The following is a 26,212-nucleotide window of genomic DNA, read 5'->3' as shown; positions in this document are numbered from 1 at the left end:
CGTACGTCCGCCCCCATTGCTGCCCCGAGAGGCAGATTAAGGACGACGAGTACTGTGGGACTCGCTTCCGGTCCTCCCGGCGGGAGGCGCGCAGCATCGGCACTCAGCCGAGCAACTTGAGTAGTCTGCCATACGAGGCACGTACCTGGCTAATCGGGCCGAAGAGAATACCCCGCCACGCTGAGTGGTCAAACTGCGCCGCGCCCTTGGCGCAGCGGGCCCCTCCCCCGGCCGCGTCAGGTCCGCGAGACCGTCCCGCACCCCTCCTTCTCGGGCTGTTCCAGGACCTGGCTGCGGTCGTACGGGTCCTTGGGCGTCCCCGTCGGCTCGGGGCCGTCGGTCGGTGCGTCCCGGAACATCGGGTGCAGGTACCCGTCGTGGACGAAGCACTCCGAATTCGCGATGTCGTACAGGTAGGGCCCGATCTGCATCATCCCCGCCTCGACCCGCCACTTGCGGGGATCGGCGAAGGTGAACTCCATCTGCCTGCGCACGATGGTGCGGCTGACCTCCTCGGCGCCGCTCTTCGCCTGGACCAGCGGGTAGACGAAGGTGTAGTCGGTCATGACGTCGATCTGGCCCGGGCTCGCGCCGGGCTCGACCGTCATCCGGCCGCGCACCTTCACCACGTCGCCGGCGAGGCGCACCTGTGCCGGGTCGGCGCGGGTGAACACCTGGAGCGGGTCCGCGTCCCTGCCCGGGCGGGCCAGGGCCCCTTCCAGCCGGTCCACCATCTCCCGCTGGCCGGGGTCGATCATCTGCAACGCCGCGGCGGGGCGCTCGCCGCGCAGCGTCGCCGGGTCCAGGTTGGCGAGCACCAGGAACTGCTTCGTCCGCTCCAGCCCCTGGGCGACCAGCTCGCGGCTGACTCCGTTGACAGCGGTGGCCTCGGGCATCTCGATGCCGGCGGCGCCGTCCGCCCACTGGAGGGCCGGGGAGCCCCGGAAGGGCTCCGCCAGGGTCGGCGCATCCGGGTGCACGGCGCCCGGGGCCGCGGTCGGCCGGGCCGTCTCCGCGGGCAGCGGGGTCTTCGCGGCCTCCCGGGCGGCGGTCTTGCCCGTGACCCGGTCGATCACCAGCTCGGGCCGTACGGCGACCAGCGCGAGCCCGGCGATGAAGACGACGGCCAGGGTGACCTTGATCCCCCGCTTGGCCCGGCCCCGCCCGCCCCGCATCCCCCGCCCGGTCGGGGCGGTGCGCCAGGCCGGCGGCTCCTTCTGGTCGCGCAGCCGCGCGGTCACCATCCGGGCCCGCGCCGACGGCTCCCGCGGCGCCTCCCCGGTGCCCGCGGCGGCCTGCTCCAGGAACGCCGCCAGCTCCTCGTCGGATATGCCCGAGCCCCGCGCGTGCTCGTCTTTCCCGCCCATGTCCCACCCCGTGTGCATCCGTATGCGTCCGATACGGCCGAGGGGCCCCGCACCGTGCGGTGCGGGGCCCTCAGCCACCGGAGCGACTGGTCCCGTCGCCAGATCATGAAATCGTACTCGTGAACGATCACGGCGGCCGGCACGCCCGGCACGGACATGACCGTCAGGTCACGGGGTCAGACCTCGGTGAGCTGTCCGTCGGGCGTCGGCGCGGCGGTACGGCGCGGAACGGCGCCGCGCAGGGTCAGCAGCATCGCGGCGGCGGTGGCCAGCGAACCGACCGCGTAGGCCAGGCCCACGCGCAGCGCGATGTCCCCGGGGAGCAGCGTGATGCCGAGCAGCACCACGGTGCCGAACGCCCAGCAGGCCAGCTGCGCGCGGTGCTTGTGCAGCACCATCTGGGCCTGGCCGAGCACCATCGCCAGCATGTAGCAGGTCGTCCCGATGGCGAACCAGAGGAAGTCGAGGCGGCCGAGCTGGCCGGGCTCCGCATGGAAGAGGACCTCGATCAGCCAGGGTCCGATCAGCACGGCCGGCACACCGCCGACGGCGCCGAGGCCGAGCACCACCAGACCCGCCTTGCGGAGCATCCGGGCGAAGCCCTGGTGGTCTCCGCCGGCCACCACGCTGGACAGCCCGGAGAGCAGCGAGGCCTGTAGCGAGCCGAAGACGAACAGCGGTACCCGGGCCAGCACCAGGGCGCTGAGCAGACCCGAGATCAGTCCGGTGCGGGTCGGCTCCAGCAGCTGGGTGCTCATCACCGCCGCGTTGACGACCACCTGGGCCAACAACGTGGAGGCGGTCAGCGGACCGAGGCCGCGGACCAGCTCCCGGGTGGTGATCGGACCGCCGGGCCGCACCGCGCCCCGGGTCGGGGACAGCGTGGCCAGCAGGGCGACGAACGGCGCCACGACGAGGATCAGGCTGAAGGCGAGCGCCGAGTGCAGCCCGGCGACGGCGCAGACGAAGGCGAGCGCGATCCGCATCCCGCCGTCGATCGCGAGCTGGGAGCCGTACGCGGTGAACCGGCCGGTGCCCGCCAGGACGCCCCGGGTCAGGTAGCACAGGGCCATCCCGGTGAAGGCGCCACCGAGTACGGCGACCAGGGCGCGGTCGCCCTGGAACAGCCGGTCGGCGATCGGCCCGGCGAAGAGGACGAGCGCGCCGAGCACCACGGCGAGGACCCCTGCGGTCAGCAGCCCCGCCTTGCGGAGCACGGGCGCGGCCCCCTCGCCGCGCACCGCGCGGGCGGCGACGATCCGGGTGAGCTCCTGCTCGATCGGGAAGAACAGGCCGATCCCGACGGACATCACCAGGGTCCACAGCACCGAGACCCCGGCCATCTCGGCCGGGTCGGCCCCGGCGAGGCTCTGTCCGGCCACCGCGAGGTGGATGTAGGAGGCGGCGCCGAGTACGGCGGTGCCCCCCGCGACCATGGCGGTCCCGGGGGGCAGGGCTTTGAGCAGTTTCGCTATCGGGTTCATCCCGTGGCTTTCATCGGCCGCACGCTCAGCGCGTGGCGTGGCGGAGCATGGCGCTGACACCGGGTCGGCCGGCCTTCAGGGCGGCGCCGGGCAGCAGGGTCAGCGCGTGCAGCCGGGAGGAGAGGTGCAGCCGGGAGACCTTGGCGGCGCGCGGCCAGCCGTGCCGGTCGAGGCGGTCGGCGGTCTCCACGAAGAAGCGCTTGGCCTCCTCGAAGCGGTGGCCGGTGTAGGCCTTGGCCGAGGACTCGCTCTCGGCGTGCCGGCGGTAGCTGAAGCAGACCTCCGGCGTGGTGGCCAGGGACTCCCCCGCCACCAGCAGGTCCACGACCAGGGCGAGGTCCTGGATCACACCGAGGTCGGTGCGGAAGCCGAAGCGCTTGACCGCCTCGGTGCGCCAGCAGATCGACGGGAAGTACAGCCAGTTCCCGCGCAGCAGGCTGGTGGCCAGCTCCTCGCCGCCCAGCAGGGCACGACCCGGGCCCTTGGGCGCGTACAGCTTGCGCTTGGTCCGGTCGCCCAGGGTGTCGAAGGGCAGGCCGTCGGTGCCGATCACCTGGACGCCGGGCTGGATCATCGCGGCGGTCGGCTCGCGGTCGGCGGTCGCCCGCACGACCTGGAGGTAGTTCGGCTGCATGAGGTCGTCGCAGCCCATGAGCACCAGGTACTCGTACTCGGCGAGCTCGACGCAGCGGTTGAAGTTGCCGGTCACACCGAGGTTGCGTTCGTTGCGCAGGTAGCGGACCCGGGGATCGGCGAGCTGCTCGAACCACTCGGGGACGCCCGGCTCGCGGCCGTCGTCGACGACGGTGAGGCGCCAGTCGTCGCCGTCCTGGGCCAGGACGCTGCGGACGGCGTCCTGCATCAGCGCGACGTCGCCGTAGTACGGCAGGAGGATTTCGAAACGCGACATGCTCTCCGCCTAGGCCTTGGTCAGCTCGCGCGCGACCAGCTCGGCCGTGCGCTGCTGGAAGGCGGTGTACGCCGGGGTGCCGGGTGTGAACGTCTTGAGCTCGCCGGGCATCCGGCGGATCATCGCGAGCAGCAGCACGAGGCCGGCCCGGGTGAGGTAGACCATGGCCCTGAACGGCGAGGCGCTCGGCCGGCCGGTGGTCCGCTCGCGCATCGCCACCGGGATCTGGCGCACGGTGAAGCCGGAGCGGGCGGCGCCCACCATGGACTCGATGGTGTCCCCGAGGTACTCCACGGGGTACCAGCGGGCGAAGAACTCGATGAGCGGCCGGTTGCAGGCACGGAAGCCCGAGGTGGTGTCGGTGAGCTTGGTCCGGGTGATGCGCGACAGCACCACGGACAGCAGCGACATCGCCCACTTGCGCGGGCCGCGCACCGTGTAGTCGCCGTCGCCGGCGAACCGGGCGCCTATGACGAGGTCGGCGTCGCCGACGGCGAGGCGCTCCAGCAGCGCCGGCACGTACGCCGGGTCGTGCTGGCCGTCGGCGTCCACCTGGATCGCCACGTCGTAGCCGTGCTGCTGCGCGTAGCGGTAGCCGAGCCGCATCGCGCCGCCGACACCGAGGTTGAAGGGCAGCTGGGCGACGGCCGAGCCGGCCGCCCGGGCCACCTCGGCGGTGTTGTCCGCCGAGCCGTCGTCGACCACCAGGGTGTCCACGTACGGCAGTTGCTGCTGGATCTCCCGCAGGACGGAGGGCAGTCCGTCCTGCTCGTTCCAGGCGGGAAGAATGATCAGAACGCGACGACCGTCGTTCACGAGTTCACCTGTGCCTCGATGGCGCCGGATTCCTCCGCGCGCGGCGACGTACTGGGGTAACCGCCCTGCTGGACGAGGTGCGCGCGGATCAGCGCGACGTCCTCCGCCAGGGTGCGCGTCTCCGCCTCCAGCCGACTGGTCTCCCAGCTGAGGTGCAGGCTCACCAGCAGGACCAGCACGAACCCGATGAAGAACACCAGGCTCACGCCGGACGCGACGCCGAGGCTCCTGGCCACCGGGTCCAGCAGGTCCGGGACGAACCCGAGCGGGGCGGCCAGCAATCCGATGGCGAGCCATATCGCGGCGTACTTCTCCCGCAGTTGCTGGCGGCGCAGCAGCTCGAGGATGTACCCCAGCACCAGAAGACCGGTGATGGAGGTCAGAACGGAGAGTCGCACAGCGGACGGCGCCTTTCGCGCGAAGGGGCCAAACATCTTTATAGGAGAAGCATATGGCACGGCACATGACGCCAACGGGGCCCGAAAGGTTGCGTCCCGGGCCCCGTCGATGACGTGCGTGTGTGAGCGATCAGCCCCGCCGGATCACTTCGTGGAGGGGAGTCCCAGCAGATCAGCGAAGGCCGGGCGGGTGATCGCCTCGGCGAGCTGCGCCCGCCAATCGGCCAGCGGTTCCAGCCCGGCGGCCGACCATCCGTCGTGAGCAAGGACACTGAAGGCCGGTCGCACGGCGGGGCGGACGAACGCCTCGGAGGTCGTCGGCCGGATCCGTTCGGGGTCGAGCCCGCTCAGTCGGTACGCCTCGCGCGCCAGCCTCATCCAGGTGGTGCGGCCGCTCGCGGTGCCGTGGTAGACCCCGCCCGGGGCCTTGCCCGCCAGCGCGGCGAGGCCGAGGTCGACCAGGTGACGGGCCAGCGCGTAGGACCAAGTGGGCTGGCCGTGCTGGTCGTCGACCACGTCGAGGGTGTCCCGCTGGGCGGCCAGCTTCAGCATGGTGGCGACGAAGTTCGCCCCGTGCTCGCCGTACAGCCACGCGGTCCGCACGATGTAGCCGTCCTCCGGGAGCAGCTCGGCGACGGCCCGCTCGCCGACCAGCTTGGAGCGCCCGTAGGCGTTGACCGGACCGGTCTCGGCGTCTTCGGGGTACGGCTGCGCAGCATTGCCGGGCAGCACGTAGTCGGTGGAGACGTGCAGCAGGCGCGCACCGGCGTCGGCGCAGGCCGCGGCGAGGACGCGCACGCCGGTGCCGTTGACGGCGGTGGCGGCTTCCTCGGCGGTCTCGGCACCGTCCACGTCGGTCCAGGCCGCGCAGTTGACCACGACGGCGGCACCCTCGACGGCGGCCCGGACGGCTGCCGGGTCGGTGATGTCGAGGTCGGCGCGGCGCAGGCCCGCGGCTTCGATGCCGGCGTCCCGCAGGGCGGCCAGGACGTCCTGGCCGAGCATTCCGGCGGCGCCGGTGACGAGCCAGCGGCCGGCTCCCGGGTTGGCGGTCACTTCTGCAGGGCCGCCTTCGCCTTCAGCGGCTCCCACCAGGCGCGGTTCTCGCGGTACCAGTCGATGGTGGCCTTGATGCCGTCCTCGAAGGTGACCTGCGGGGCGTACCCCAGCTCGGCGCCGATCTTGCTGATGTCGATGGAGTAGCGGAGGTCGTGGCCCTTGCGGTCCTCGACCTGCTCGACCATGTCCCAGCCGAGGCCGGCGGCCTCCAGCAGGACACCGGTCAGCTCCTTGTTGGTGAGCTCGGTGCCGCCGCCGATGTTGTAGACCTCGCCGGCCCGACCCTTGCGCATGGCCAGGTCGATGCCGCGGCAGTGGTCGGAGACGTGCAGCCAGTCGCGGACGTTGCCGCCGTTGCCGTACAGCGGGACCTTCTTGCCGTCCATCAGGTTCGAGACGAACAGCGGGATGACCTTCTCCGGGAACTGGTAGTGCCCGTAGTTGTTGGAGCAGCGGGTGACCACCACGTCCATGCCGTGGGTGCGGTGGTAGGCCAGCGCCAGCAGGTCGGACGACGCCTTCGAGGCGGAGTACGGGGAGTTGGGCACCAGCGGCCACTCCTCCGTCCAGGAGCCCTCGCTGATCGAGCCGTAGACCTCGTCGGTGGAGATGTGGACGAAGCGGCCGACGCCGTGCTTGCGGGCGGAGTCGAGCAGCACCTGGGTGCCCACGACGTTGGTCATCACGAACGGGCCCGCGCCGGCGATCGAGCGGTCCACGTGGGACTCGGCCGCGAAGTGCACGACGACATCGTGACCGGGCATCACCTGGTCGACGGCGTCCGCGTCGCAGATGTCGCCCTTGACGAAGGCGTATCCGGGGTGGTCGGCGACCAGGGCGAGGTTGGCCTCGACGCCCGAGTACGTCAGCTTGTCGAAGACAGTGATCTGCGCCGTGGCATCTGCAGCAAGCTGCTGGCGGACGAATTCTGAACCGATGAAGCCGGCGCCGCCGGTCACGAGGATGCGCATAATACGAAGAGTCTAGCGGTCCGCCCAACGTCACATGCGCTGAGCACTGCTCCCCACGCCCTCTCGCATAGGGTTCTCCCATGCGTGGAATCCTCTTGGCCGGTGGCACCGGATCTCGACTCTGGCCGCTGACCCGGGCCGTCTCGAAGCAGCTGCTGCCCGTCTTCGACAAGCCGATGATCTACTACCCCCTCTCCACCCTCGTGATGGCGGGTATCAGCGAGATCCTGATCATCACCACCCCGGACGACCGCGACCAGTTCGAGCGACTGCTCGGCGACGGCTCGCAGTTCGGCCTGCGGCTGGAGTACGCCGTCCAGGAGCGCCCGGAGGGCATCGCCCAGGCGTTCGTCCTCGGTGCCGACTTCATCGGCGACGAGTCCGTCGCCCTGATCCTCGGCGACAACATCTTCCACGGCAGTGGCCTCGGCACCCGCCTCGCCCAGCACACGGACGCCAAGGGCGGCCGCGTGTTCGCGTACCCGGTCGCGGACCCCACCGCCTACGGCGTGGTCGAGTTCGACGAGAACGGCCAGGCCATCTCCATCGAGGAGAAGCCGGAGAAGCCCAAGTCCCGCTACGCGGTGCCGGGTCTGTACTTCTACGACAACCGGGTCGTCGAGATGGCCCGCGGCCTCAAGCCCAGCGCCCGCGGCGAGCTGGAGATCACCGCCGTCAACGACGCGTACCTCCAGGCCGGCGAGCTCAACGTGACCATCCTCGACCGCGGTACCGCGTGGCTGGACACCGGCACCTTCGTCTCGATGGTGCAGGCCTCCGAGTTCGTCCGCGTGATCGAGGAGCGCCAGGGCTTCAAAATAGGCTGCATCGAGGAGGCGGCCTGGCGGGCCGGCCTGATCGACTCCGCGCAGCTGCGCGCGCTCGCCGAGCCGCTGACCAAGAGCGGCTACGGCGACTACCTGCTGATGCTGCTCGCCGAGGAGGACGCCCGATGAAGTTCCGCGAACTCTCCATAGCCGGCGCCTTCGAGGTCACCCCTCAGCTGCACGGCGACCCGCGCGGCCTGTTCACCGAGTGGTACCGCTTCGACCGCCTCGCCGAGGTCGTCGGTCACCCGCTGAACCTGGCGCAGGCGAACCTCTCGGTCTCCTCCGCCGGCGTGGTCCGCGGCATCCACTTCGCCGACGTACCGCGCGGCCAGGCCAAGTACGTGACCTGCGTACGCGGCGCCGTGCTCGACGTCATCGTCGACCTGCGGGTCGGCTCCCCCACCTTCGGCCAGTGGGAGGGCGTCCGCCTCGACGACGTGGACCGCCGCGCGGTCTACATCCCCGAGGGCCTCGGCCACGGCTTCTGCGCGCTGAGCGACGACGCGACGCTGTCGTACCTCTGCTCGGAGACGTACAACCCGACCGGTGAGCACTCGGTGCACCCGCTCGACCCCGACCTGGGCATCGAGTGGCCGGCGGACGTCCCGCTGCTGTCCGCCCGCGACGAGGCCGCCCCCTCGCTGGCCGACGCCCTCGCGACCGGTCTGCTGCCCGACCACGCCGCGTGCGTCGAGTTCACCGAGTCCCTGCGCGTGAACTGACCCGCCGCCGTACGCACATGAGGGCCGCACCCCGGACGGGGTGCGGCCCTCGGTCGTACCCCGTCCGGCCGGCCCCGGACGGCGCCCGGCCGCGGCCCCGACATGCCAAAGGGCCCCGTCCCACCGCCGAGGCGATGGGCCGGGGCCCTTCAGTGCAACTTGGTGCCCGGTGAACGGGCTACCAGGTCAGAGCACGAAATTACTTCGTGATCTTGGTGACCTGGCCGGCGCCCACGGTACGACCACCCTCACGGATGGCGAACTTCAGGCCCTCCTCCATGGCGACCGGCTGGATCAGCGCGACCGTCATCTCGGTGTTGTCGCCCGGCATGACCATCTCCGTGCCGGCCGGCAGGGTGACGACACCCGTGACGTCCGTGGTACGGAAGTAGAACTGCGGACGGTAGTTGTTGAAGAACGGGGTGTGACGGCCACCCTCGTCCTTCGACAGGATGTAGGCCTGGGCCTCGAACTCGGTGTGCGGGGTGACCGAACCGGGCTTGATGATGACCTGGCCGCGCTCGACGTCCTCGCGCTTGATGCCACGGAGGAGCAGACCGACGTTCTCACCGGCCTGGCCCTCGTCGAGGAGCTTGCGGAACATCTCGATACCGGTGACCGTGGTGGTGGTCTTGGTCTCCTTGATACCGATGATGTCGACGGTCTCGTTGACCTTCAGGACACCACGCTCGATACGGCCGGTGACGACGGTACCGCGACCGGTGATCGTGAAGACGTCCTCGACGGGCATGAGGAACGGCTTCTCGGTGTCACGCGGCGGGGTCGGGATGGCCTCGTCGACGGCGGACATGAGGCCGAGGAGCTTCTCGCCCCACTCCTTGTCGCCCTCGAGCGCCTTCAGCGCGGAGACGCGGACGACCGGCAGGTCGTCGCCCGGGAACTCGTACTCGGAGAGGAGCTCACGGACCTCGAGCTCGACGAGCTCCAGGATCTCCTCGTCGTCCACCATGTCGGCCTTGTTCAGGGCGACGACGATGTAGGGGACGCCGACCTGGCGGGCCAGGAGCACGTGCTCCTTGGTCTGCGGCATCGGGCCGTCGGTGGCGGCGACCACGAGGATCGCGCCGTCCATCTGCGCGGCACCGGTGATCATGTTCTTGATGTAGTCAGCGTGACCCGGGCAGTCGACGTGGGCGTAGTGACGCGCCTCGGTCTGGTACTCGACGTGCGCGATCGAGATGGTGATACCGCGCTGGCGCTCCTCAGGAGCCTTGTCGATCTGGTCGAAGGCCGAGGCCTCGTTCAGGTCCGGGTACGCGTCGTGCAGCACCTTGGTAATGGCGGCCGTGAGGGTCGTCTTACCGTGGTCAATGTGACCGATGGTGCCGATGTTGACGTGCGGCTTAGTCCGCTCGAACTTCGCCTTCGCCACGGGGTCCTCCTGGAGAGTGGTTCTGTACGCCTTACTCATCGGCGCCAGGTGATCTTTGCTGGAAAGCCGGTCCCCCCGGGGCAACGGAAGTTAATTCCTGTTGCCCCAGAGGCTCCGGTGACAAGCCTAAAGCGTGTACTCGGAAGAGTTACTCGCCCTTGGCCTTCGCGATGATCTCCTCAGCGACGTTCCGGGGAACCTCGGCGTAGGAGTCGAACTGCATCGAGTAGCTGGCGCGACCCGAGGTCTTGCTGCGGAGGTCTCCGACGTAGCCGAACATCTCCGAAAGGGGCACGAGGCCCTTCACGACGCGAGCACCGTGACGCTCGTCCATGGACTGGATCTGGCCACGACGGGAGTTGATGTCACCGATGACGTCACCCATGTAGTCCTCGGGCGTGGTGACCTCTACGGCCATCATCGGCTCGAGGAGCACGGGGCTGGCCTTGCGCGCGGCCTCCTTGAAGGCCTGCGAGCCGGCGATCTTGAAGGCGAGCTCCGAGGAGTCGACCTCGTGGTAGCCACCGTCGAGAAGCGTGACGCGGACGCCCGTCATCTCGTAGCCGGCCAGGATGCCGAACTGCATGGCTTCCTGCGCACCGGCGTCGACCGAAGGGATGTACTCCTTCGGCACGCGGCCACCGGTGACCTTGTTCACGAACTCGTACGCCGGACCGTCGGTCTCGGTGATGGGCTCGATCGCGATCTGCACCTTGGCGAACTGACCGGTACCACCGGTCTGCTTCTTGTGCGTGTAGTCGTGACGCTCGACGGCCTTGCGGATCGTCTCGCGGTACGCGACCTGCGGCTTGCCGACGTTGGCCTCGACCTTGAACTCGCGCTTCATACGGTCGACCAGCACCTCGAGGTGCAGCTCGCCCATACCGCCGAGGATGGTCTGGCCCGTCTCCTCGTCCGAGTGAACGTGGAAGGAGGGGTCCTCCTCCGCGAGACGCTGGATGGCGACACCCAGCTTCTCCTGGTCACCCTTGGACTTGGGCTCGATGGCGACCTGAATGACCGGCGCCGGGAAGTCCATGGACTCCAGGATGACCGGGTTCTTGTCGTCACACAGCGTCTCACCGGTGGTGGTCTGCTTCAGGCCCATGACGGCGACGATGTCACCGGCGCCCACCGCGTCGATCTCTTCACGCTTGTTGGCGTGCATGCGGTAGATCTTGCCGATGCGCTCCTTCTTGCCCTTGACGGAGTTCAGCACCGCAGTGCCGGCCTCCAGGCGGCCCGAGTAAACCCGGACGAAGGTGAGCTTGCCGAGGTGCGGGTCGCTCATGATCTTGAACGCGAGCGCGGCGAGGGGCTCCTCGTCGGACGGCTTGCGCTTCACGACCGTGTCGGCGTCGCGGACGTCGTGGCCCTCGATGGCCTCGATGTCCAGCGGCGACGGCAGGTAGCGGACGACGGCGTCGAGCAGGGGCTGAACGCCCTTGTTCTTGAACGCCGTGCCACAGAACACCGCGGTGATCGTGGCCTGGCCCTTGCCCTTGCCGGAGCCGATGATGATGCGGCGGACGGCGGCGTGCAGCTGCTCGACGGAGGGCTCGGTGCCCTCGAGGAACAGCTCCATGATCTCGTCGTCGTTCTCGGCGACGGTCTCGACCAGCTTGCCGCGCCACTCTTCAGCAGCCTCGGTGTGCGTGGCCGGGATGTCGACGATGTCGTACATCTCGCCCTTGGTCGCCTCGGCGGACCAGACGAACGCCTTCATCGTGACGAGGTCGACGACACCCTGGAAGTCGGCCTCGGCACCGATGGGGAGCTGCATGACGATCGGAACCGCACCGAGGCGGTCCTTGATCATGTCGACGCAGCGGTGGAACTCGGCACCGGTACGGTCGAGCTTGTTGACGAAGCAGATGCGCGGCACGCCGTAGCGGTCCGCCTGACGCCAAACGGTCTCGGACTGCGGCTCCACACCGGCGACACCGTCGAACACGGTGACGGCACCGTCGAGGACGCGGAGCGAACGCTCCACCTCGACCGTGAAGTCAACGTGACCCGGGGTGTCGATGATGTTGATGGTGTGGTCGACGTCCTCGAGCGGCCAGTGGCAGGTCGTCGCGGCAGACGTGATCGTGATGCCGCGCTCCTGCTCCTGCTCCATCCAGTCCATCGTGGCAGCGCCGTCGTGGACTTCACCGATCTTGTAAGACACACCGGTGTAGAACAGGATGCGCTCGGTGGTGGTCGTCTTGCCCGCGTCGATGTGAGCCATGATGCCGATGTTGCGCACCTTGGCCAGGTCAAGCGAAGTGGTAGCCATACTGGCTCAGTCTTCTCTCGGTCTCGATGTGGGTTGGGACTACCAGCGGTAGTGCGCGAAGGCCTTGTTGGACTCGGCCATCTTGTGCGTGTCCTCGCGCTTCTTGACGGCAGCGCCAAGACCGTTGGAGGCGTCGAGCAGCTCGTTCATGAGGCGCTCGGTCATGGTCTTCTCACGGCGGGCGCGGGAGTAACCCACGAGCCAGCGGAGGGCCAGGGTCGACTGGCGACCCGGCTTGACCTCGACGGGGACCTGGTAGGTCGCGCCACCGACACGGCGGGACTTGACCTCGAGGGACGGCTTGACGTTCTCCAGCGCGCGCTTCAGCGTGATGACCGGGTCGTTGCCGGTCTTCTCGCGGAGGCCTTCCATGGCGCCGTAAACGATGCGCTCGGCGGTGGAGCGCTTGCCGTTCAGGAGGATCTTGTTGATGAGCGACGTCACCAGAGGAGATGCGTAGACCGGGTCGATGATGACCGGGCGCTTCGGGGCGGGGCCCTTACGAGGCATTCTTACTTCTCCTTCTTGGCGCCGTAGCGGCTGCGGGCCTGCTTGCGGTTCTTGACAGCCTGGGTGTCAAGCGCACCGCGGATGATCTTGTAACGAACACCCGGCAGGTCCTTCACACGGCCACCACGCACGAGCACGATCGAGTGCTCCTGCAGGTTGTGTCCCTCACCCGGAATGTAAGCGGTGACCTCGATGCCGGAGGTCAGACGCACACGCGCGACCTTACGGAGCGCCGAGTTCGGCTTCTTCGGGGTGGTCGTGAACACACGCGTGCAGACGCCGCGACGCTGGGGCGAAGCCTCAAGCGCGGGGGTCTTTGTCTTCTCGACCTTGTCCTGCCGGCCCTTACGGACCAGCTGCTGGATCGTAGGCACTACTTCTCCGGTTTCTGTGTGCCGTGTAGTGAAACTAACCTGGAACTCCCCCGACCCACGCGGTCGGGTGTGTCGAACACTGCACGCTTTCACCGAAGTGAGTCGGGCGCAGATTGCGGTGTGGTCTTCTCGGCTCTCCGCGGGGTCATGAGCACGCGCGGGAGCCCAGGGCACACCCCAGGCACAAGGTCAGAGCGTACCTACCTCACAGAGGTAGGTCAAAACAAATGCCCAGCACGAAATCCCGCCGCGCGCAAGTGGGGAGCGGCCCGATCGGCCCTCTGCCCTGTCCCCGCGCCCTAAACTGACGGCTTGACCGGCGCGGGACGCCCGCGAGTCGATCAGCAGGGAGCAGGACATTGGGGACCGTGGCACCCGAACCGACCACAGTCGACGCCCGTCCCCCGGCCCCGCGCAGACCCGTCCCGCGCAGACCGGCCATCCGCCGGATCACCCGTTCCCGCGGTCCCCTGCTGGCCTTCCTGATCACCTCGGGCGCCTTCTGCGCCGCCTGGGTGGCGCGCGGCACCTTCCCCTTCGGCCACACCGGCCGGGCCCTGAACGACCAGGCCAACCAGTACGTGCCCTTCCACCGGGCGCTGTGGGACCTGGTCCACGGACAGGCCGCCGGGGACGTCCTCTTCACCTGGCGCGGCGGCTTCGGTCAGCAGTTCCTCGCCGACTACCACACCTACCTCGGCAACCCCTTCTCGTGGCTGGCCGTCGTCGTCCCCCGCGCCCACGTCGACCTCGCCGTCTTCGCGATCACCCCGATCACCATGGGCACCGCCGCCGCCGTGATGACGGTGTACCTCGGCAAGCTGCACCCCGGCCCGTGGTGGCAGCGGGGCGTGCTCGGAGCGACGTACGGCCTGTGCGGCTGGGCGCTGAGCGACGCCTCATACATCCCCATGTGGCTCTGGGGCCTGGTCGCGCTCCCGATGCTCGGCATCGCCGTCGAGTGGTGCCTGGAGGAGCGCCGCTGGCCGGGCGTGGCCCTGCTGGTCGCGCTCGCCTGGTTCGGGAACTTCTACACGGCGATGATGGCCACGATGGCCGCCTGCGTCCTGTTGGCCATCCGCATGGCCACCCGCGACATGTCGGGCCGGCAGCGGCTGCGGGCACTGGGGCGGGCCGCGTCGGCCACCGGGACCGGGATCCTGCTGACGCTGCCGCTGCTCCTGCCGTCGTTCCTGGCCAGCGGGGCCGCGCAGCCGACCAAGGCCGCCGCCTTCGACCCCGTACGGATCGAGGTCTTCCTCGCGGGCATGCTCCCGGCCACGCACCTGTGGGGCGGCCGCCCGCGGCTCTACGTCGCCTCGCTCGGGCTGATCCTGGCCGGCGCCTTCGTCCTCAACACCGCCGTCGCCCGGCGGACCCGCCTGGTGTGGGCGGCGGCGACCCTGGTCGTGGTCGCCTCCTTCCAGTTCCCGCCCACGCAGTACCTGTGGCACGGGCTGGCGGTGCCGAACGGCAACCCGTACCGCGAGGCCTTCGTCTTCAGCGGGATGGTCGTGATCGTGGCCTGGCTGGCGCTGGCCAACCGGCCGCGCCCGCTGCACCTGGCCCTGGTGGCGGCCCTCCTGGTGGCGGCCACCTACGTACTGCGGCGCACCGACGACTTCGGCGGCTGGACCTGGCCGGCCGTGCTCGGCGGCGGTGCGGTCTCCCTGCTGGCCCTGGTCCTGCTGCGGCTCGGCGAGAAGCGCCGGTACCTGATCCCGGTGGCCGCCGCCCTGATGATCGGCGTCGTGTTCGCCGAGTCCACGGTCGCCGCCGCGAACGCGGACGCCCGCCGGTCCCGCGAGCGCTGGGCCAAGCCCGTCACCACCTCGAACCGGTCGATCGGCAACCACTTCGAAGCCGTCCGCGGTGTGGCGCACTGGCCCGCCTACCGGACCGACTCGGGCGCGCCCCAGAGCGCGTACAACGACGCCCTGGCGCTGCGCGCGGAGGGTCCGCAGTACTACAGCAGCTACCTCCCCGAGGCCACGTACGAGGCCCTGGAGCCCCTGGGATACGGCTTCAAGAACGACGGCCGGACCTTCTTCGGCGCCGACAACCCGGTGCTCGACGCGATCTTCTCGATCGGCGCGCGGGTCCGCCCGGGGACCGCCCCGGGCACGTGGACGGCCGCGAAGTTCCCGGCGCCCCCGCTGGTCACCGTCCGCACCGCGCCGTACTCCTCCCCCCACCCGGCGGACAGCGTGTACGCCCATCAGGAGGACGTCCTGGGCGCCACCGTCTACGAGGTCCCGCCGGTCACCCGCGGCGGGACCGCCACCGAGCAGACGTACACGGCCCGGTGCACCCCCGGCTCCGAGGCCTACTGGTACTCCCCCGCCGTCTACGGCACGGTCCGCACCGGCGGCGGCCCGCAGCGGCTGCTGGAGGACCGGATGACCGGCGTGACCCCGCTGGGCACCGTCCCCTCCTCGGGCCAGGTCGACGTCACGGTGCAGACGCGGACCAAGGGCGCGGACGCGGGCGCGTACCCGCTCGGGTGCCTGGACCGCACCGCGCTCGACGCCGCGGTCGGCCACCTCACCGCCACCGGCGCCACCGCGGTCCGCCCGGGCGGCCACAGCATCGGGGCCACGCTCCCCGCGCCCACCGGGGGCACGGCCGTCATCGCCACGACCGCCGTCCCGGGCTGGCGGTGTTCGGCCCCGCTGAAGCCCTTCCACGGCCTGCTGGCCGTGGACCTCCCGCCGGGCACGACCGAGGTCTCCTGCACCTTCACCCCGAAGGGCTTCACGGCCGGCCTCGCCGGCGCCGCCCTAGCCCTCCTGGCCCTCGCCGCAGTCCCGGCAACGACACGCCTCCGCCGCCGGCAGCGACTGCACGGGGGGAATCCCCTGGTTCCAGAGCGCTCGTAAGCCGTTGTTCAGTACATTGACCGCCTTGATCACCGGGGCGGGGGCGACGGCAGATGACCAGGGACGCGGACCCGACGGGCGGGGGCGGACTCGACGACCGGGTCCCGTTCCTGGCCCGGCTGGAAGAGGCGGACGGTGCGGCGTTACGGGCGCTCGGCCGCGAGGTGCTCTACCCACCCCGCGGCACCCTGCTCCACCAGGACGAGCCCACTGCCCACGTCCTGTTGGTGCTCCGGGGCTGGACCAAGGTCACTGTGGCCCACCCCAACGGCTACCAGGCCCTGCTCGCGCTGCGCGGGCCGGGCGACATCATCGGCGAGTCCGCCGCCCTGACCCGTCGCCCTCGCTCCGCGACCGTGACCGCCCTCGAACACGTCCGCGCCGTCGTCATCGAGCAGGAGCGCTTCCGCGTCTTCCTCGGTAGCTCCCCCGAGGTCTCCCTCCAACTGCTGGCCCTCGTCTCCGACCGCACACGTGCCGCCGACCGACGCAACCTCCAGTTCGCCTCGGTTCCGGTCCGCGAGCGACTCGCCGTGCTCCTGCTGGACCTGGCACAGATCCACGGTCGGCGCACGGAGGAAGGGGTGGAGGTCGCGGTCCCGCTCACGAAGCAGGAGTTGGCGGGCGCCGTGAGCGCCTCCCGCGAGATGGTCCAGCGCGAGCTGAAGGCCCTGCGGGACCGGGGCGTCATCAACACGGGCCGGCGCAGACTGGTGATCGTGCGGCCGGACGTGCTGCACCGCATCGCACGGGGTCGGCCTCAAACCAACTGAGACAGGGCACCGATCGTTCAGTGCCCACGGTTCAGTGCACACGGTCACACTGGGGTGCGTCATCCTCCCTCACGGCACCGTGGCCGACTGCCCGACGCTGCTCGCATGACACAGCCGCAACCCCTCTTCCGCCACCTGCTCCTGATCGACACCGAGCGGTACAGCGACCGCGACGACGTCCAGCAGGCCTACCTCCGCCGCATGCTCTTCGGGATCGTCGACCGCGTCCTGCTCTCGGCCGGTGTCGACCAGAGCCTGCGTCGGCGGGCGGACCGCGGCGATGCGGTCATGGAACTCATCGACCCCGCAGTCCCGCTGACCGACCTGCTGCGCACCCTGCTGCGGGACGCCCCGGCTGAACTGCGTGCTGTGAACCGGCTCGCCGCCGGCTCCGCGCAGATCCGCCTTCGCGCCGTCCTGGCCACCGGTTACGTCCACATCGACGAGTTCGACGGCTGGGTGGGGACGGACCTGAACAACGCCTGTCGGCTCCTGGACGGCGACCCGCTGCGCGCTGCCCTGCGCGAGCGCCCGGACGACTACGCTCTCTGCGTCTCGGAGTCCGTGCACGCCGGCATCGTCGCCCACGACCACCTCGGCATCCCGAAGGACGAGTTCCACCCGATCACCGTCCCCAGCAAGAACGGCCCGCTGCCCGCCTGGCTCCACGGCCCCCTCCCGACGGCCGAAGCCGCGTCCGCCTCGCCCGAGTCCGTCCCGCCGACACCCCGGCCCACCACCGCTCAGCCCCCGTCCCCCACCGGACTCGACTTCCGGGGCACGAACAACGGCGTAGTCGCGAACCGCGTCGAAGGCGGCATCACCTTCGGCAGGTCCGGTGAGCACCGGTGAGCACGGACACCGCCGAGAGCTCGGAAACCGCAGCGCCTGAACGGAAGTCGGAGACGTCCGAGCCGGAACCGCAAGCCCAGGAAGCCTGGGCCACCCTCCGCGACCTGTCGGCCCATGCACCGGCCTCGATGCGCTTCGACGGCACCAACTCCGGGGTGAGCGCGGCCCAGGTCATCGGTGACATCGTCACCGGCGACAAGACGGAGATCCACTACACCCTGGGCGGATGGGGCGCGGACCAGGTGGCGGGCGAAGTCCCGCCGGAATCCCTGGACCGCATGGCCGAGGGCTTCGTCACCGAGGGCACCCCCTTCGAGGCCCTGCTGGCACGACTGCGTCACGAACACGTCCTCGTCCTGGCAGGACACCCGGACACCGGACGCCGCACGGCCGCCCTGATGCTGCTGCGCCGGGTCACGGCCGGCGAGGTCCACGAGGTCGACCGGGACACCCGACCCGACGAGATCGTCCCCGGCGAGGGCCGCGGGCACCTCGTGTGCGACCTGTCCACCTCGCGCACCCAGCCGCTGCGCGAAGCCCAGCTCCTCTCTCTGCGTGATCGGCTGCGCAAGAAGAACGCGTACGCCGTCCTCACGACCGATCACAGCCCCTACATCGAGGACACCATCGGTCTCGCGGTGTGGACCCCGCCGGCCATGGAAGCCGTCCTGCGCCGCCTGGTGACGTCCGCGCTCGGGGAAGCGGACGCGGAGCGGCTGATGGCGCGACCCGCCGTCACGGACTTCCTCTCCCGCAGACACGGGCTGCGCGACGCCGTCCAATACGCCGCCGTCCTCGCGAGCGGCGATCCGCGCCATATCGAGCGCTTCTCCCTCGATGCTCTGGAACGCCAGGTGCAGGAGTGGTTCGCGGAAGGCGAGGCTCCGCGCCATCTGCGGGAGAAGGCCTTCCTCATCGCACTCGCCGCCTTCGATCGGGGCCCCTACGCCCTCACCGCCGAACTCAGCGACTCGCTCTACGGCCACCTGCTCAGCACCGGCGACCGCAAGCACAACGAGCCGATCCCGGTCTTCGGAACCCACATCGGCAAACGCATCCACCTGGCTCAGGCCGAGCTCTACCCGGCCGACGAAGAAACCGAATGGGGCCCGGTCCGCCAGCGGTACGCACGGTTCCGGGACAACCGGACCTCTCTGGTCCTCCTCAACGAGGTCTGGACGGGGCACCCCGCCGCCCGGCCCGCGCTCATCGACTGGCTGGACGACCTCGCCGAGGACGGGCGCCCCTTCGTCAGGACCCGGGCGGCGGCCACCGTGGGTGTCCTCGCCTACAACGACCTGCCGTCCACCATGGCCCTGATCATCGAGCCCTGGGCCGCGTCCAGGTCCGCCGCGCAGCGGACCACCGCAGTCAGTGCCCTGGCCCTCGCCCACCGGGTCGGCGCACCCAACATCCCCCGGATCATCGACGAATGGAGCACCGGTGACGGCAGCGACCCCCGCTGCTGGGTCGCCGTCCGGGCCCAGGGCCTGATCGGCCAGGAGCGCCCCGTCGAAAGCCTCGCCGCCCTGCGCACCCAGGCTCGTCGCCAGCACGCGGAAGAGGCTCCCGACGAACAGGTCGTCGAAGAGCTCTCGCACTCCGTGGCCGTCCTCCTCCTGTCTCCGGCCGCCGACCGGGCCCTGGCCGAGGTGCTCCGTACCCTCGACGACCATCCCTCGGTCCATCGGCTCGGGCTCAACGGCTTCCTCGAAGCGTGTTCGCACGGCTCCGACAGCTCGGTCCCACCCGTACTCGACCGGTACCTGCGCTCCCCCAACGCGGTCCCGGGCATCGTCCGGCTGCTGCGCACCGCACTGGCCGAGCGTCCCTTCAACCCGGCGGCGGAAGCGACGCTGTGCGACTGGATCCGCTGCGCCGAGCAGGACGCGGACACCGAGCGGGCCCTCGCCTCGCTGCTCCCCCTGCTCGCCGCGTCGCCCCGCGAGACCGCTCGCCTCACCCACCTGCTCGACACCATCGACGGAATCGACGGCGGGCCCCGGCCCGCAGCCGCTGCCCGACTGCGAGAGGAGATCCTGGCATGAACCCCCTGCACCGCGCCCCGGACTGGGACCAGCACGCCGACCGTCACACCCGGCTGATCGACCCGGTCGTCACCGTCCGCCAGCTGCGCCGGCTCGGTCCGACGCGCAGGCCGCCGACCCGGATCGACCACGCCCTCGTCTTCACCACGGCGCGCGGCGAGCACACGGCCTACCTGCCTCCCCAGCGGCCCCGGTCCGTCCTGCGCCGCTGGACCGCTGTGTACGAGGTCGACATGGGCGTGCACACCGTGCACACCGTGATCGTCCTGCCCAGCAAGGACGACGCACACGAGTTCGAGGTGGCCGTCGCGTTGGATTGGCAGGTCATGGATCCGGCACGGTTCGTCCGCAGCGGTCATCGCGACGTCCCGCGGCTGCTGATCGGGGAACTGGAGCAGGCGGCCCGCCCGGTCGCCCGGCAGTTCGCGATGACGTCGAGTGCGGCGGCGGAGGCAGCGGTGCTGGAGGCCCTCCAGCAGATCAAGCCCCTCGGCGAGGACGCGGGACTCCGTAGCCTCTGGACTCTTCGGCTCCGCCGGGACGAGGAGAACATCGCGCACGCCCGCCGGCTGCAAGCCATCGAGCACGCTGCCTCGGAGGGCGTACATGCCCAGCAGCAGGGCGCCCTGGTGGACCGGGAGGCCGCCGAGAGGCTGCGGCAACAGCAGCAGGACCAGGCTCAGCAGATCGCGTTCTACCGCGACTACCTGGCCCTGGGAGGAGCCGATGCCTGGGCCCTGTACATGGCTCAGCACCCCGACAGGTCCGGCACGGCCCTGGAGAGCCTGCGTCAGGAGAGCCAGGCCCGGCTCAACGCGCAGGTGCAGCTCATTCAGGAGGTACTCGCCAAGGACGGCACCGAGGCCTTCGAGCTGGCCGGCCCGCGCCGACTGGTCCTCGACAACTTTCACCGCGTGTTCGGTGAGCGCCTCCCGGACGGAGCGGAGCCCGCCCACAAGGACCGCGAGGCGAACGAACCGGTCACCCCACCGCGCTCGGCCGCTCCGGAGGGCCCGCAATGACCACCTCCGACGAGGCCGCGGCCGCGGCTCAGCTCCTCGCCGACCTACGCGTCGAGATCGCTCGGGCCGACAGCAAGGCTTCGCTCCTGGTCGGTGCGCTCGGCATGGCCGCAGGGCTGTTCACCGCGCAGCTGGCGGGCCAGCGCTGGCGGCCGGACGCCCTCTCCGCACCCGGCCGGCTGCTCTGGTGGGGCGGCGCGGCGGCGCTGGTACTCGCCCTGGCGGCGCTGCTGCTCGCCGTGGCTCCCCGATCCCTCACCAGCTCCTGGCGACCCGGCACCCCTCTGTCCTATTTCGGCGACATCCGGTCCGCGGCTCGACAGGACCGGCTCGCAGAGGCGCTGACGGCCACGGCACGCGATCCCGCAGCGGCCCTGCGCACCGCACTCGCGGTGAACAGTCGGATCGCCGTGCTCAAGCACCAGTGGATACGGGCCAGCCTGGCTTCGCTGTGTGTCGGAGCGGTCCTGCTGCCCCTCGCCCTGCTCATCGGCTGACCCCACGCAGAACGGAGGCTCCCATGGCACGGCCTGAACGGCGCACACACCCCGGCCGCCACCCCGACCGGTTCCACGGCCCCCGCCGGCTGAACGATGCCGGGAAGGGGGGACCCGGCGGACTGGAGTACCGCAGCCGCGCCGGTACCCGCATCACGTACCGGGCGCGGCAGCGCGGGGTCGACGCCACCACCTGGCTCCACCTCGCGTTGTGCCTGCCCGCCTTCCTCCTCAGCCTGGCAGTCGTGGCCGGTGCCTCTCTCCTCGGCGAAGCCTGGCTCGGGGTGCCGGCCTGGCTGCCCGCCACGCTGTGGCTCGTCTCCGGCGTCCTGGTGTTCCACCGCCCCACCGAGTCCTTCCTCGCCCGACACCTGCTGCGTCTGCACCGCCCCCTCCCGCACGAACAGGCGCTCCTCGGACCGCTGTGGCACGAGGTCACCGCGCGAGCGGGCGTGGACGGCAGCCGCTACGACCTGTGGATCGAGGACAGCTCCGATCTGAACGCCTTCGCCGCCGCCGGCCATCTCGTCGGCGTCACCCGGCACGCGCTGGATCACCTGCCCGACGCCCAGCTGGCCGCAGTCCTCGCCCACGAACTAGGACACCACGCAGGCGGCCATCCCTGGGCGGGGCTGCTCGGCCAGTGGTACGCGCTCCCCGGACGGACCCTTTGGCGGGTCGCGGTCCGGCTCGCCCCCCGGCTGCGGCGTTCGCTGTCCTCCACCACGGCATGGGTGCTGACCGCCGGCGCGTGCTGGCTCGCGTACACGACGCTCGCCGCGTCCTACGGTCTGCCGTTCCTCCTACTCGGCCTGCCATGGCTGACCGCGGCCGTCGGCCGCCGTGCGGAGCTGCGGGCCGACGCCCACGCCGCGGGCCTCGGCTTCGCACCGGTGCTGGCCGACCTCCTGGAGCAATCCATCGCCGAGGAAGACGGCCGTTCCGACCGGGCCCGTAGAACCGGGCGCTTCCCTGCGGTCTCACGGCTGCTCTCCCACCACCCCGACCACCGCACCCGGCTCCACCACCTGCGGAAGTACCTGTGAGGTTCCGGGAACGCCGCAGGGCGGCCACCCTCTCGGGTGACCGCCCTGCGGTTACTGCTCTGCTGCGACTCAGCCGTTGTACGGGCCGTAGTCGTAGTCCTCCAGCGGGACTGCCTGGCCGGAGCCGGAGCCGAAGGGCGAGTAGTCGATGTCGTCGTAACCGACGGCCGAGTACATCGCGGCCTTGGCCTCTTCGGTGGGCTCCACCCGGATGTTGCGGTAGCGGGCGAGGCCCGTACCGGCCGGGATGAGCTTACCGATGATGACGTTCTCCTTGAGGCCGATCAGGGAGTCGGACTTGGCGTTGATCGCCGCGTCCGTCAGAACCCTGGTCGTCTCCTGGAAGGACGCCGCCGACAGCCACGACTCGGTCGCGAGCGAGGCCTTGGTGATACCCATCAGCTGCGGACGGCCGGAGGCGGGGTGACCGCCCTCGGTGACCACACGACGGTTCTCGGTCTCGAACTTCGACCGCTCGACCAGCTCGCCCGGCAGGAGCTCCGCGTCGCCGGACTCGATGATCGTCACGCGGCGCAGCATCTGCCGGATGATGATCTCGATGTGCTTGTCGTGGATCGACACGCCCTGCGAGTTGTAGACCTTCTGGACTTCGCCGACCAGGTGGACCTGGACGGCACGCTGACCGAGGATGCGCAGCACGTCGTGCGGGTTGGTGGCACCCATGGTGAGCTTCTGGCCCACCTCGACGTGGTCGCCCTCGTGCACGATGACCTTGGCGCGCTTCGAGATCGGGAACGCCGTCTCGTCGCTGCCGTCGTCGGGCGTGATGACGATCTTCTTCGTCTTCTCGGTCTCCTCGATCCGCACGCGGCCGGCGGCCTCGGAGATCGGGGCGACACCCTTCGGGGTACGGGCCTCGAAGAGCTCGACGACACGCGGCAGACCCTGCGTGATGTCGTCACCGGCCACACCACCGGTGTGGAAGGTACGCATCGTCAGCTGGGTACCGGGCTCACCGATGGACTGGGCGGCGATGATGCCGACCGCCTCACCGATGTCGACCAGCTTGCCGGTGGCGAGCGAGCGTCCGTAGCAGAAGGCACAGGTGCCGACCGCGGACTCACAGGTCAGGACCGAGCGGGTCTTGACCTCCTCGACGCCGTTGGCGACCAGGGCGTCGATGAGCACGTCACCGAGGTCGACGTTGGCCGGCGCGATGACCTTGCCGTCGATGACGACGTCCTCGGCCAGCATGCGGGCGTAGATCGAGGTCTCGACGTCGTCGGCCTTGCGCAGCACGCCGTCCTCGCCGCGAACGGCGATCTTCAGCTTCAGACCGCGCTCGGTGCCACAGTCCTCCTCGCGGATGATCACGTCCTGCGAGACGTCCACCAGACGACGGGTCAGGTAACCCGAGTCGGCGGTACGCAGGGCGGTGTCCGCCAGACCCTTACGGGCACCGTGCGTGGAGATGAAGTACTCCAGAACGGTGAGGCCCTCACGGAAGGACGCCTTGATCGGACGCGGGATGGTCTCGTTCTTCGCGTTCGACACCAGACCACGCATACCGGCGATCTGTCGCATCTGCATCATGTTTCCTCGGGCACCCGAGTCAACCATCATGAAGATGGGGTTCGTCTTGGGGAAGTTCGCGTTCATCGCCTCGGCAACCTCGTTGGTCGCCTTGGTCCAGATCGCGATGAGCTCCTGCGTGCGCTCGTCCTTGGTGATCAGACCGCGCTCGTACTGCTTCTGGACCTTCTCGTCCTGCGCCTCGTAGCCCGCGACGATGGCCTTCTTGGCCTCGGGCACGACGACGTCGGAGATGGCCACGGTGACGCCCGAACGGGTCGCCCAGTGGAAGCCGGCCGCCTTCAGGTTGTCGAGCGTCGCCGCCACGATGACCTTGGGGTAGCGCTCCGCCAGGTCGTTGACGATCTCGGAGAGCTGCTTCTTGCCCACCGAGTAGTCGACGAACGGGTAGTCCTCGGGCAGCAGCTCGTTGAAGAGCGCGCGACCCAGGGTGGTCTTCAGACGGAAGCTGTCGCCCGGCTGGAACTCCTGCTCGCCCTCCTCGGCGACCGGCGCCACCCAGCCGCGCGGCGGGATGGTGCCCACCGGGAAGCGGATGTCGACGGACGACTGCAGCGCGAGCTCGCCGTTGTCGAACGCCATCGTCGCCTCGGCCGTGGAGCCGAACGCGCGGCCCTCGCCCTTGGTGTCGCGCAGCTCACCGTCGGTGGTCAGGAAGAACAGACCGAGGACCATGTCCTGGGTCGGCATCGTGACCGGACGGCCGTCGGCCGGCTTGAGGATGTTGTTCGAGGACAGCATCAGGATGCGGGCCTCGGCCTGCGCCTCCGCGGAGAGCGGCAGGTGCACGGCCATCTGGTCACCGTCGAAGTCCGCGTTGAACGCGGTGCAGACGAGCGGGTGGATCTGGATGGCCTTGCCTTCGACCAGCTGGGGCTCGAAGGCCTGGATGCCGAGGCGGTGCAGCGTGGGCGCACGGTTCAGCAGGACCGGGTGCTCGGCGATGACCTCTTCGAGGACGTCGTAGACGACCGTGCGGCCGCGCTCGACCATCCGCTTCGCCGACTTGATGTTCTGCGCGTGGTTCAGGTCGACCAGGCGCTTCATCACGAACGGCTTGAAGAGCTCCAGCGCCATGGCCTTGGGCAGACCACACTGGTGCAGCTTCAGCTGCGGACCGACGACGATCACGGAACGCGCGGAGTAGTCCACGCGCTTGCCGAGGAGGTTCTGACGGAATCGACCCTGCTTGCCCTTCAGCATGTCGCTGAGGGACTTCAGGGGACGGTTACCGGGACCGGTCACCGGACGACCACGACGACCGTTGTCGAAGAGGGCGTCCACGGCCTCCTGAAGCATGCGCTTCTCGTTGTTCACGATGATCTCGGGGGCACCGAGGTCGAGGAGACGCTTCAGACGGTTGTTGCGGTTGATCACGCGGCGGTACAGGTCGTTCAGGTCGGAGGTCGCGAAGCGGCCACCGTCCAGCTGCACCATCGGACGCAGGTCCGGCGGGATCACCGGCACGCAGTCCAGAACCATGCCCTTGGGCTTGTTGCTGGTCTGCAGGAACGCGGAGACGACCTTGAGGCGCTTGAGCGCACGGGTCTTCTTCTGGCCCTTGCCGGTACGGATGATCTCGCGGAGGCGCTCGGCCTCCTCCTCGAGGTCGAAGGACTCCAGGCGCTTCTGCAGCGCGGCGGCACCCATGCAACCGTCGAAGTACGTGCCGAAGCGGTCACGCAGCTCGCGGTAGAGGAGCTCGTCGCCCTCCAGGTCCTGGACCTTGAGGTTCTTGAAGCGGGCCCACACCTCGTCGAGGCGGTCGATCTCGCGCTGGGCGCGGTCACGCAGCTGCTTCATCTCGCGCTCGGCACCTTCGCGCACCTTGCGGCGTACGTCGGCCTTCGCGCCCTCGGCCTCGAGCTCGGCCAGGTCGGTCTCGAGCTTCTTGGCCCGGCCTTCGAGGTCCGCGTCACGGCGGTTCTCGATCTGCTGGCGCTCGACGGAGACGTGCGCCTCCAGCGACGGGAGGTCGCGGGTGCGACGCTCGTCGTCGACGAACGTGATCATGTACGCGGCGAAGTAGATGACCTTCTCGAGGTCCTTCGGCGCGAGGTCCAGCAGGTATCCGAGGCGCGACGGGACGCCCTTGAAGTACCAGATGTGGGTGACGGGAGCGGCAAGCTCGATGTGGCCCATCCGCTCACGGCGCACCTTGGCGCGCGTGACCTCGACGCCACAACGCTCACAGATGATGCCCTTGAAGCGGACACGCTTGTACTTGCCGCAGTAGCACTCCCAGTCCCGGGTAGGACCGAAGATCTTCTCGCAGAAGAGTCCGTCCTTCTCGGGCTTGAGGGTGCGGTAGTTGATGGTCTCCGGCTTCTTGACCTCGCCGTGCGACCAGGTTCGGATGTCGTCCGCGGTGGCAAGGCCGATCCGCAGCTCGTCGAAGAAGTTGACGTCGAGCACTGTGCGTCAAT

General features: G+C 69.8%; 21 protein-coding genes. 9 read left to right on the top strand and 12 right to left on the bottom strand.

The genetic code is table 11. The annotated features are described in order from the left end of the window. Positions 1 to 236 precede the first annotated feature (236 nt). The 7 genes from OG594_RS26580 to rfbB form a co-directional block, all read right to left on the bottom strand. A complete protein-coding gene (locus OG594_RS26580; protein ID WP_266603906.1) occupies positions 237 to 1,367 on the bottom strand; it encodes a hypothetical protein in 1,131 nt (376 codons plus the stop codon). Between the two features lie 176 nt (positions 1,368 to 1,543). After that, positions 1,544 to 2,851, bottom strand: a complete 1,308-nt coding sequence (locus OG594_RS26575) for a lipopolysaccharide biosynthesis protein (RefSeq protein ID WP_266603904.1) — start codon at positions 2,849 to 2,851, stop codon at positions 1,544 to 1,546. A 25-nt stretch (positions 2,852 to 2,876) separates the two neighbouring features. Beyond that, positions 2,877 to 3,761, bottom strand: coding sequence for a glycosyltransferase (locus OG594_RS26570; RefSeq protein WP_266603902.1), 885 nt, complete (start codon positions 3,759 to 3,761; stop codon positions 2,877 to 2,879). Positions 3,762 to 3,770: 9 nt separating this feature from the next. Continuing rightward, positions 3,771 to 4,577 carry a glycosyltransferase family 2 protein gene (locus tag OG594_RS26565; protein WP_094744582.1) on the bottom strand — a complete coding sequence of 269 codons (807 nt, stop codon included), beginning with the start codon at positions 4,575 to 4,577 and terminating at the stop codon, positions 3,771 to 3,773. Beyond that, on the bottom strand, positions 4,574 to 4,975 hold the full coding sequence (locus tag OG594_RS26560; protein WP_094744581.1) for a DUF2304 domain-containing protein: 402 nt from the start codon (positions 4,973 to 4,975) through the stop codon (positions 4,574 to 4,576). The genes OG594_RS26565 and OG594_RS26560 overlap by 4 nt, the downstream gene beginning before the upstream one ends. Before the next feature lie 144 nt (positions 4,976 to 5,119). Continuing rightward, the gene (gene rfbD / locus OG594_RS26555) at positions 5,120 to 6,031 is read right to left on the bottom strand and encodes a dTDP-4-dehydrorhamnose reductase (RefSeq protein WP_266603898.1); all 912 of its coding nucleotides are present in this window, start codon (positions 6,029 to 6,031) and stop codon (positions 5,120 to 5,122) included. Further along, positions 6,028 to 7,005 carry a dTDP-glucose 4,6-dehydratase gene (rfbB, locus tag OG594_RS26550; protein ID WP_266603896.1) on the bottom strand — a complete coding sequence of 326 codons (978 nt, stop codon included), beginning with the start codon at positions 7,003 to 7,005 and terminating at the stop codon, positions 6,028 to 6,030. The genes rfbD and rfbB overlap by 4 nt, the downstream gene beginning before the upstream one ends. A gap of 80 nt (positions 7,006 to 7,085) precedes the next feature. On the opposite strand from rfbB, the gene rfbA reads away from it, so the two are divergent. Both rfbA and rfbC read left to right on the top strand, forming a co-directional pair. Next, positions 7,086 to 7,961, top strand: a complete 876-nt coding sequence (gene rfbA / locus OG594_RS26545) for a glucose-1-phosphate thymidylyltransferase RfbA (RefSeq protein WP_266603894.1) — start codon at positions 7,086 to 7,088, stop codon at positions 7,959 to 7,961. Beyond that, entirely contained in the window at positions 7,958 to 8,557 is a 600-nt protein-coding gene (gene rfbC / locus OG594_RS26540) for a dTDP-4-dehydrorhamnose 3,5-epimerase (protein WP_030008456.1), read from the top strand. Before rfbA ends, rfbC begins: the two co-directional genes overlap by 4 nt. 199 nt (positions 8,558 to 8,756) lie before the next feature. Here the strand turns inward: rfbC and tuf are convergent, their stop codons facing one another. From tuf to rpsL, 4 genes are all read right to left on the bottom strand, one after another. Then, complete coding sequence (tuf, locus tag OG594_RS26535) at positions 8,757 to 9,950, bottom strand: elongation factor Tu (protein ID WP_030008455.1); 1,194 nt, start codon at positions 9,948 to 9,950, stop codon at positions 8,757 to 8,759. A 148-nt stretch (positions 9,951 to 10,098) separates the two neighbouring features. Further along, positions 10,099 to 12,231: an elongation factor G gene (fusA, locus tag OG594_RS26530; protein ID WP_266603891.1), complete on the bottom strand. Its 2,133-nt coding sequence runs from the start codon at positions 12,229 to 12,231 to the stop codon at positions 10,099 to 10,101. Positions 12,232 to 12,270: 39 nt separating this feature from the next. Next, positions 12,271 to 12,741 carry a 30S ribosomal protein S7 gene (gene rpsG, locus OG594_RS26525; protein ID WP_007265894.1) on the bottom strand — a complete coding sequence of 157 codons (471 nt, stop codon included), beginning with the start codon at positions 12,739 to 12,741 and terminating at the stop codon, positions 12,271 to 12,273. A gap of 2 nt (positions 12,742 to 12,743) precedes the next feature. Next, a complete protein-coding gene (rpsL, locus tag OG594_RS26520) occupies positions 12,744 to 13,115 on the bottom strand; it encodes a 30S ribosomal protein S12 (RefSeq protein ID WP_007265893.1) in 372 nt (123 codons plus the stop codon). Positions 13,116 to 13,483: 368 nt separating this feature from the next. Here rpsL and OG594_RS26515 point away from each other — a divergent pair, with 368 nt between their 5' ends. The 7 genes from OG594_RS26515 to OG594_RS26485 all read left to right on the top strand — a co-directional run bounded on the left by OG594_RS26515 (position 13,484) and on the right by OG594_RS26485 (position 22,232). Then, on the top strand, positions 13,484 to 15,994 hold the full coding sequence (locus tag OG594_RS26515; protein ID WP_266603889.1) for a YfhO family protein: 2,511 nt from the start codon (positions 13,484 to 13,486) through the stop codon (positions 15,992 to 15,994). A gap of 53 nt (positions 15,995 to 16,047) precedes the next feature. Further along, on the top strand, positions 16,048 to 16,767 hold the full coding sequence (locus tag OG594_RS26510) for a Crp/Fnr family transcriptional regulator (RefSeq protein WP_266603887.1): 720 nt from the start codon (positions 16,048 to 16,050) through the stop codon (positions 16,765 to 16,767). Positions 16,768 to 16,872: 105 nt separating this feature from the next. Further along, the gene (locus OG594_RS26505; RefSeq protein WP_266603885.1) at positions 16,873 to 17,619 is read left to right on the top strand and encodes a hypothetical protein; all 747 of its coding nucleotides are present in this window, start codon (positions 16,873 to 16,875) and stop codon (positions 17,617 to 17,619) included. Beyond that, positions 17,616 to 19,667 carry a hypothetical protein gene (locus OG594_RS26500; protein WP_266603883.1) on the top strand — a complete coding sequence of 684 codons (2,052 nt, stop codon included), beginning with the start codon at positions 17,616 to 17,618 and terminating at the stop codon, positions 19,665 to 19,667. The genes OG594_RS26505 and OG594_RS26500 overlap by 4 nt, the downstream gene beginning before the upstream one ends. Continuing rightward, positions 19,664 to 20,689, top strand: a complete 1,026-nt coding sequence (locus OG594_RS26495; protein ID WP_266603881.1) for a hypothetical protein — start codon at positions 19,664 to 19,666, stop codon at positions 20,687 to 20,689. The genes OG594_RS26500 and OG594_RS26495 overlap by 4 nt, the downstream gene beginning before the upstream one ends. Continuing rightward, the gene (locus OG594_RS26490) at positions 20,686 to 21,186 is read left to right on the top strand and encodes a Pycsar system effector family protein (RefSeq protein ID WP_266603879.1); all 501 of its coding nucleotides are present in this window, start codon (positions 20,686 to 20,688) and stop codon (positions 21,184 to 21,186) included. The genes OG594_RS26495 and OG594_RS26490 overlap by 4 nt, the downstream gene beginning before the upstream one ends. A 23-nt stretch (positions 21,187 to 21,209) precedes the next feature. Then, on the top strand, positions 21,210 to 22,232 hold the full coding sequence (locus OG594_RS26485) for a M48 family metalloprotease (RefSeq protein WP_266603877.1): 1,023 nt from the start codon (positions 21,210 to 21,212) through the stop codon (positions 22,230 to 22,232). A 69-nt stretch (positions 22,233 to 22,301) separates the two neighbouring features. Here the strand turns inward: OG594_RS26485 and OG594_RS26480 are convergent, their stop codons facing one another. After that, a complete protein-coding gene (locus OG594_RS26480; RefSeq protein ID WP_266603875.1) occupies positions 22,302 to 26,201 on the bottom strand; it encodes a DNA-directed RNA polymerase subunit beta' in 3,900 nt (1,299 codons plus the stop codon). Between the last annotated feature and the right edge of the window lie 11 nt (positions 26,202 to 26,212).

The sequence above is a fragment of the Streptomyces sp. NBC_01214 genome (assembly GCF_026340975.1).
Taxonomy (GTDB): Bacteria; Actinomycetota; Actinomycetes; order Streptomycetales; family Streptomycetaceae; genus Streptomyces.
Note: the sequence above shows the minus strand (reverse complement) of the source record. Positions and strands in the feature narration are given on the sequence as shown.

Bases quoted from the DNA above. Each gene is read 5' to 3' on its own strand.
- OG594_RS26570 (WP_266603902.1), bottom strand. From the start codon at position 3,761: ATGTCGCGTTTCGAAATCCTCCTGCCGTACTACGGCGACGTCGCGCTG.
- OG594_RS26580 (WP_266603906.1), bottom strand. From the start codon at position 1,367: ATGGGCGGGAAAGACGAGCACGCGCGGGGCTCGGGCATATCCGACGAG.
- OG594_RS26495 (WP_266603881.1), top strand. From the start codon at position 19,664: ATGAACCCCCTGCACCGCGCCCCGGACTGGGACCAGCACGCCGACCGT.
- fusA (WP_266603891.1), bottom strand. From the start codon at position 12,231: ATGGCTACCACTTCGCTTGACCTGGCCAAGGTGCGCAACATCGGCATC.
- OG594_RS26505 (WP_266603885.1), top strand. From the start codon at position 16,873: ATGACACAGCCGCAACCCCTCTTCCGCCACCTGCTCCTGATCGACACC.
- rpsG (WP_007265894.1), bottom strand. From the start codon at position 12,741: ATGCCTCGTAAGGGCCCCGCCCCGAAGCGCCCGGTCATCATCGACCCG.
- rfbA (WP_266603894.1), top strand. From the start codon at position 7,086: ATGCGTGGAATCCTCTTGGCCGGTGGCACCGGATCTCGACTCTGGCCG.
- OG594_RS26485 (WP_266603877.1), top strand. From the start codon at position 21,210: ATGGCACGGCCTGAACGGCGCACACACCCCGGCCGCCACCCCGACCGG.
- rfbC (WP_030008456.1), top strand. From the start codon at position 7,958: ATGAAGTTCCGCGAACTCTCCATAGCCGGCGCCTTCGAGGTCACCCCT.
- OG594_RS26490 (WP_266603879.1), top strand. From the start codon at position 20,686: ATGACCACCTCCGACGAGGCCGCGGCCGCGGCTCAGCTCCTCGCCGAC.
- rfbB (WP_266603896.1), bottom strand. From the start codon at position 7,005: ATGCGCATCCTCGTGACCGGCGGCGCCGGCTTCATCGGTTCAGAATTC.
- OG594_RS26510 (WP_266603887.1), top strand. From the start codon at position 16,048: ATGACCAGGGACGCGGACCCGACGGGCGGGGGCGGACTCGACGACCGG.
- OG594_RS26575 (WP_266603904.1), bottom strand. From the start codon at position 2,851: ATGAACCCGATAGCGAAACTGCTCAAAGCCCTGCCCCCCGGGACCGCC.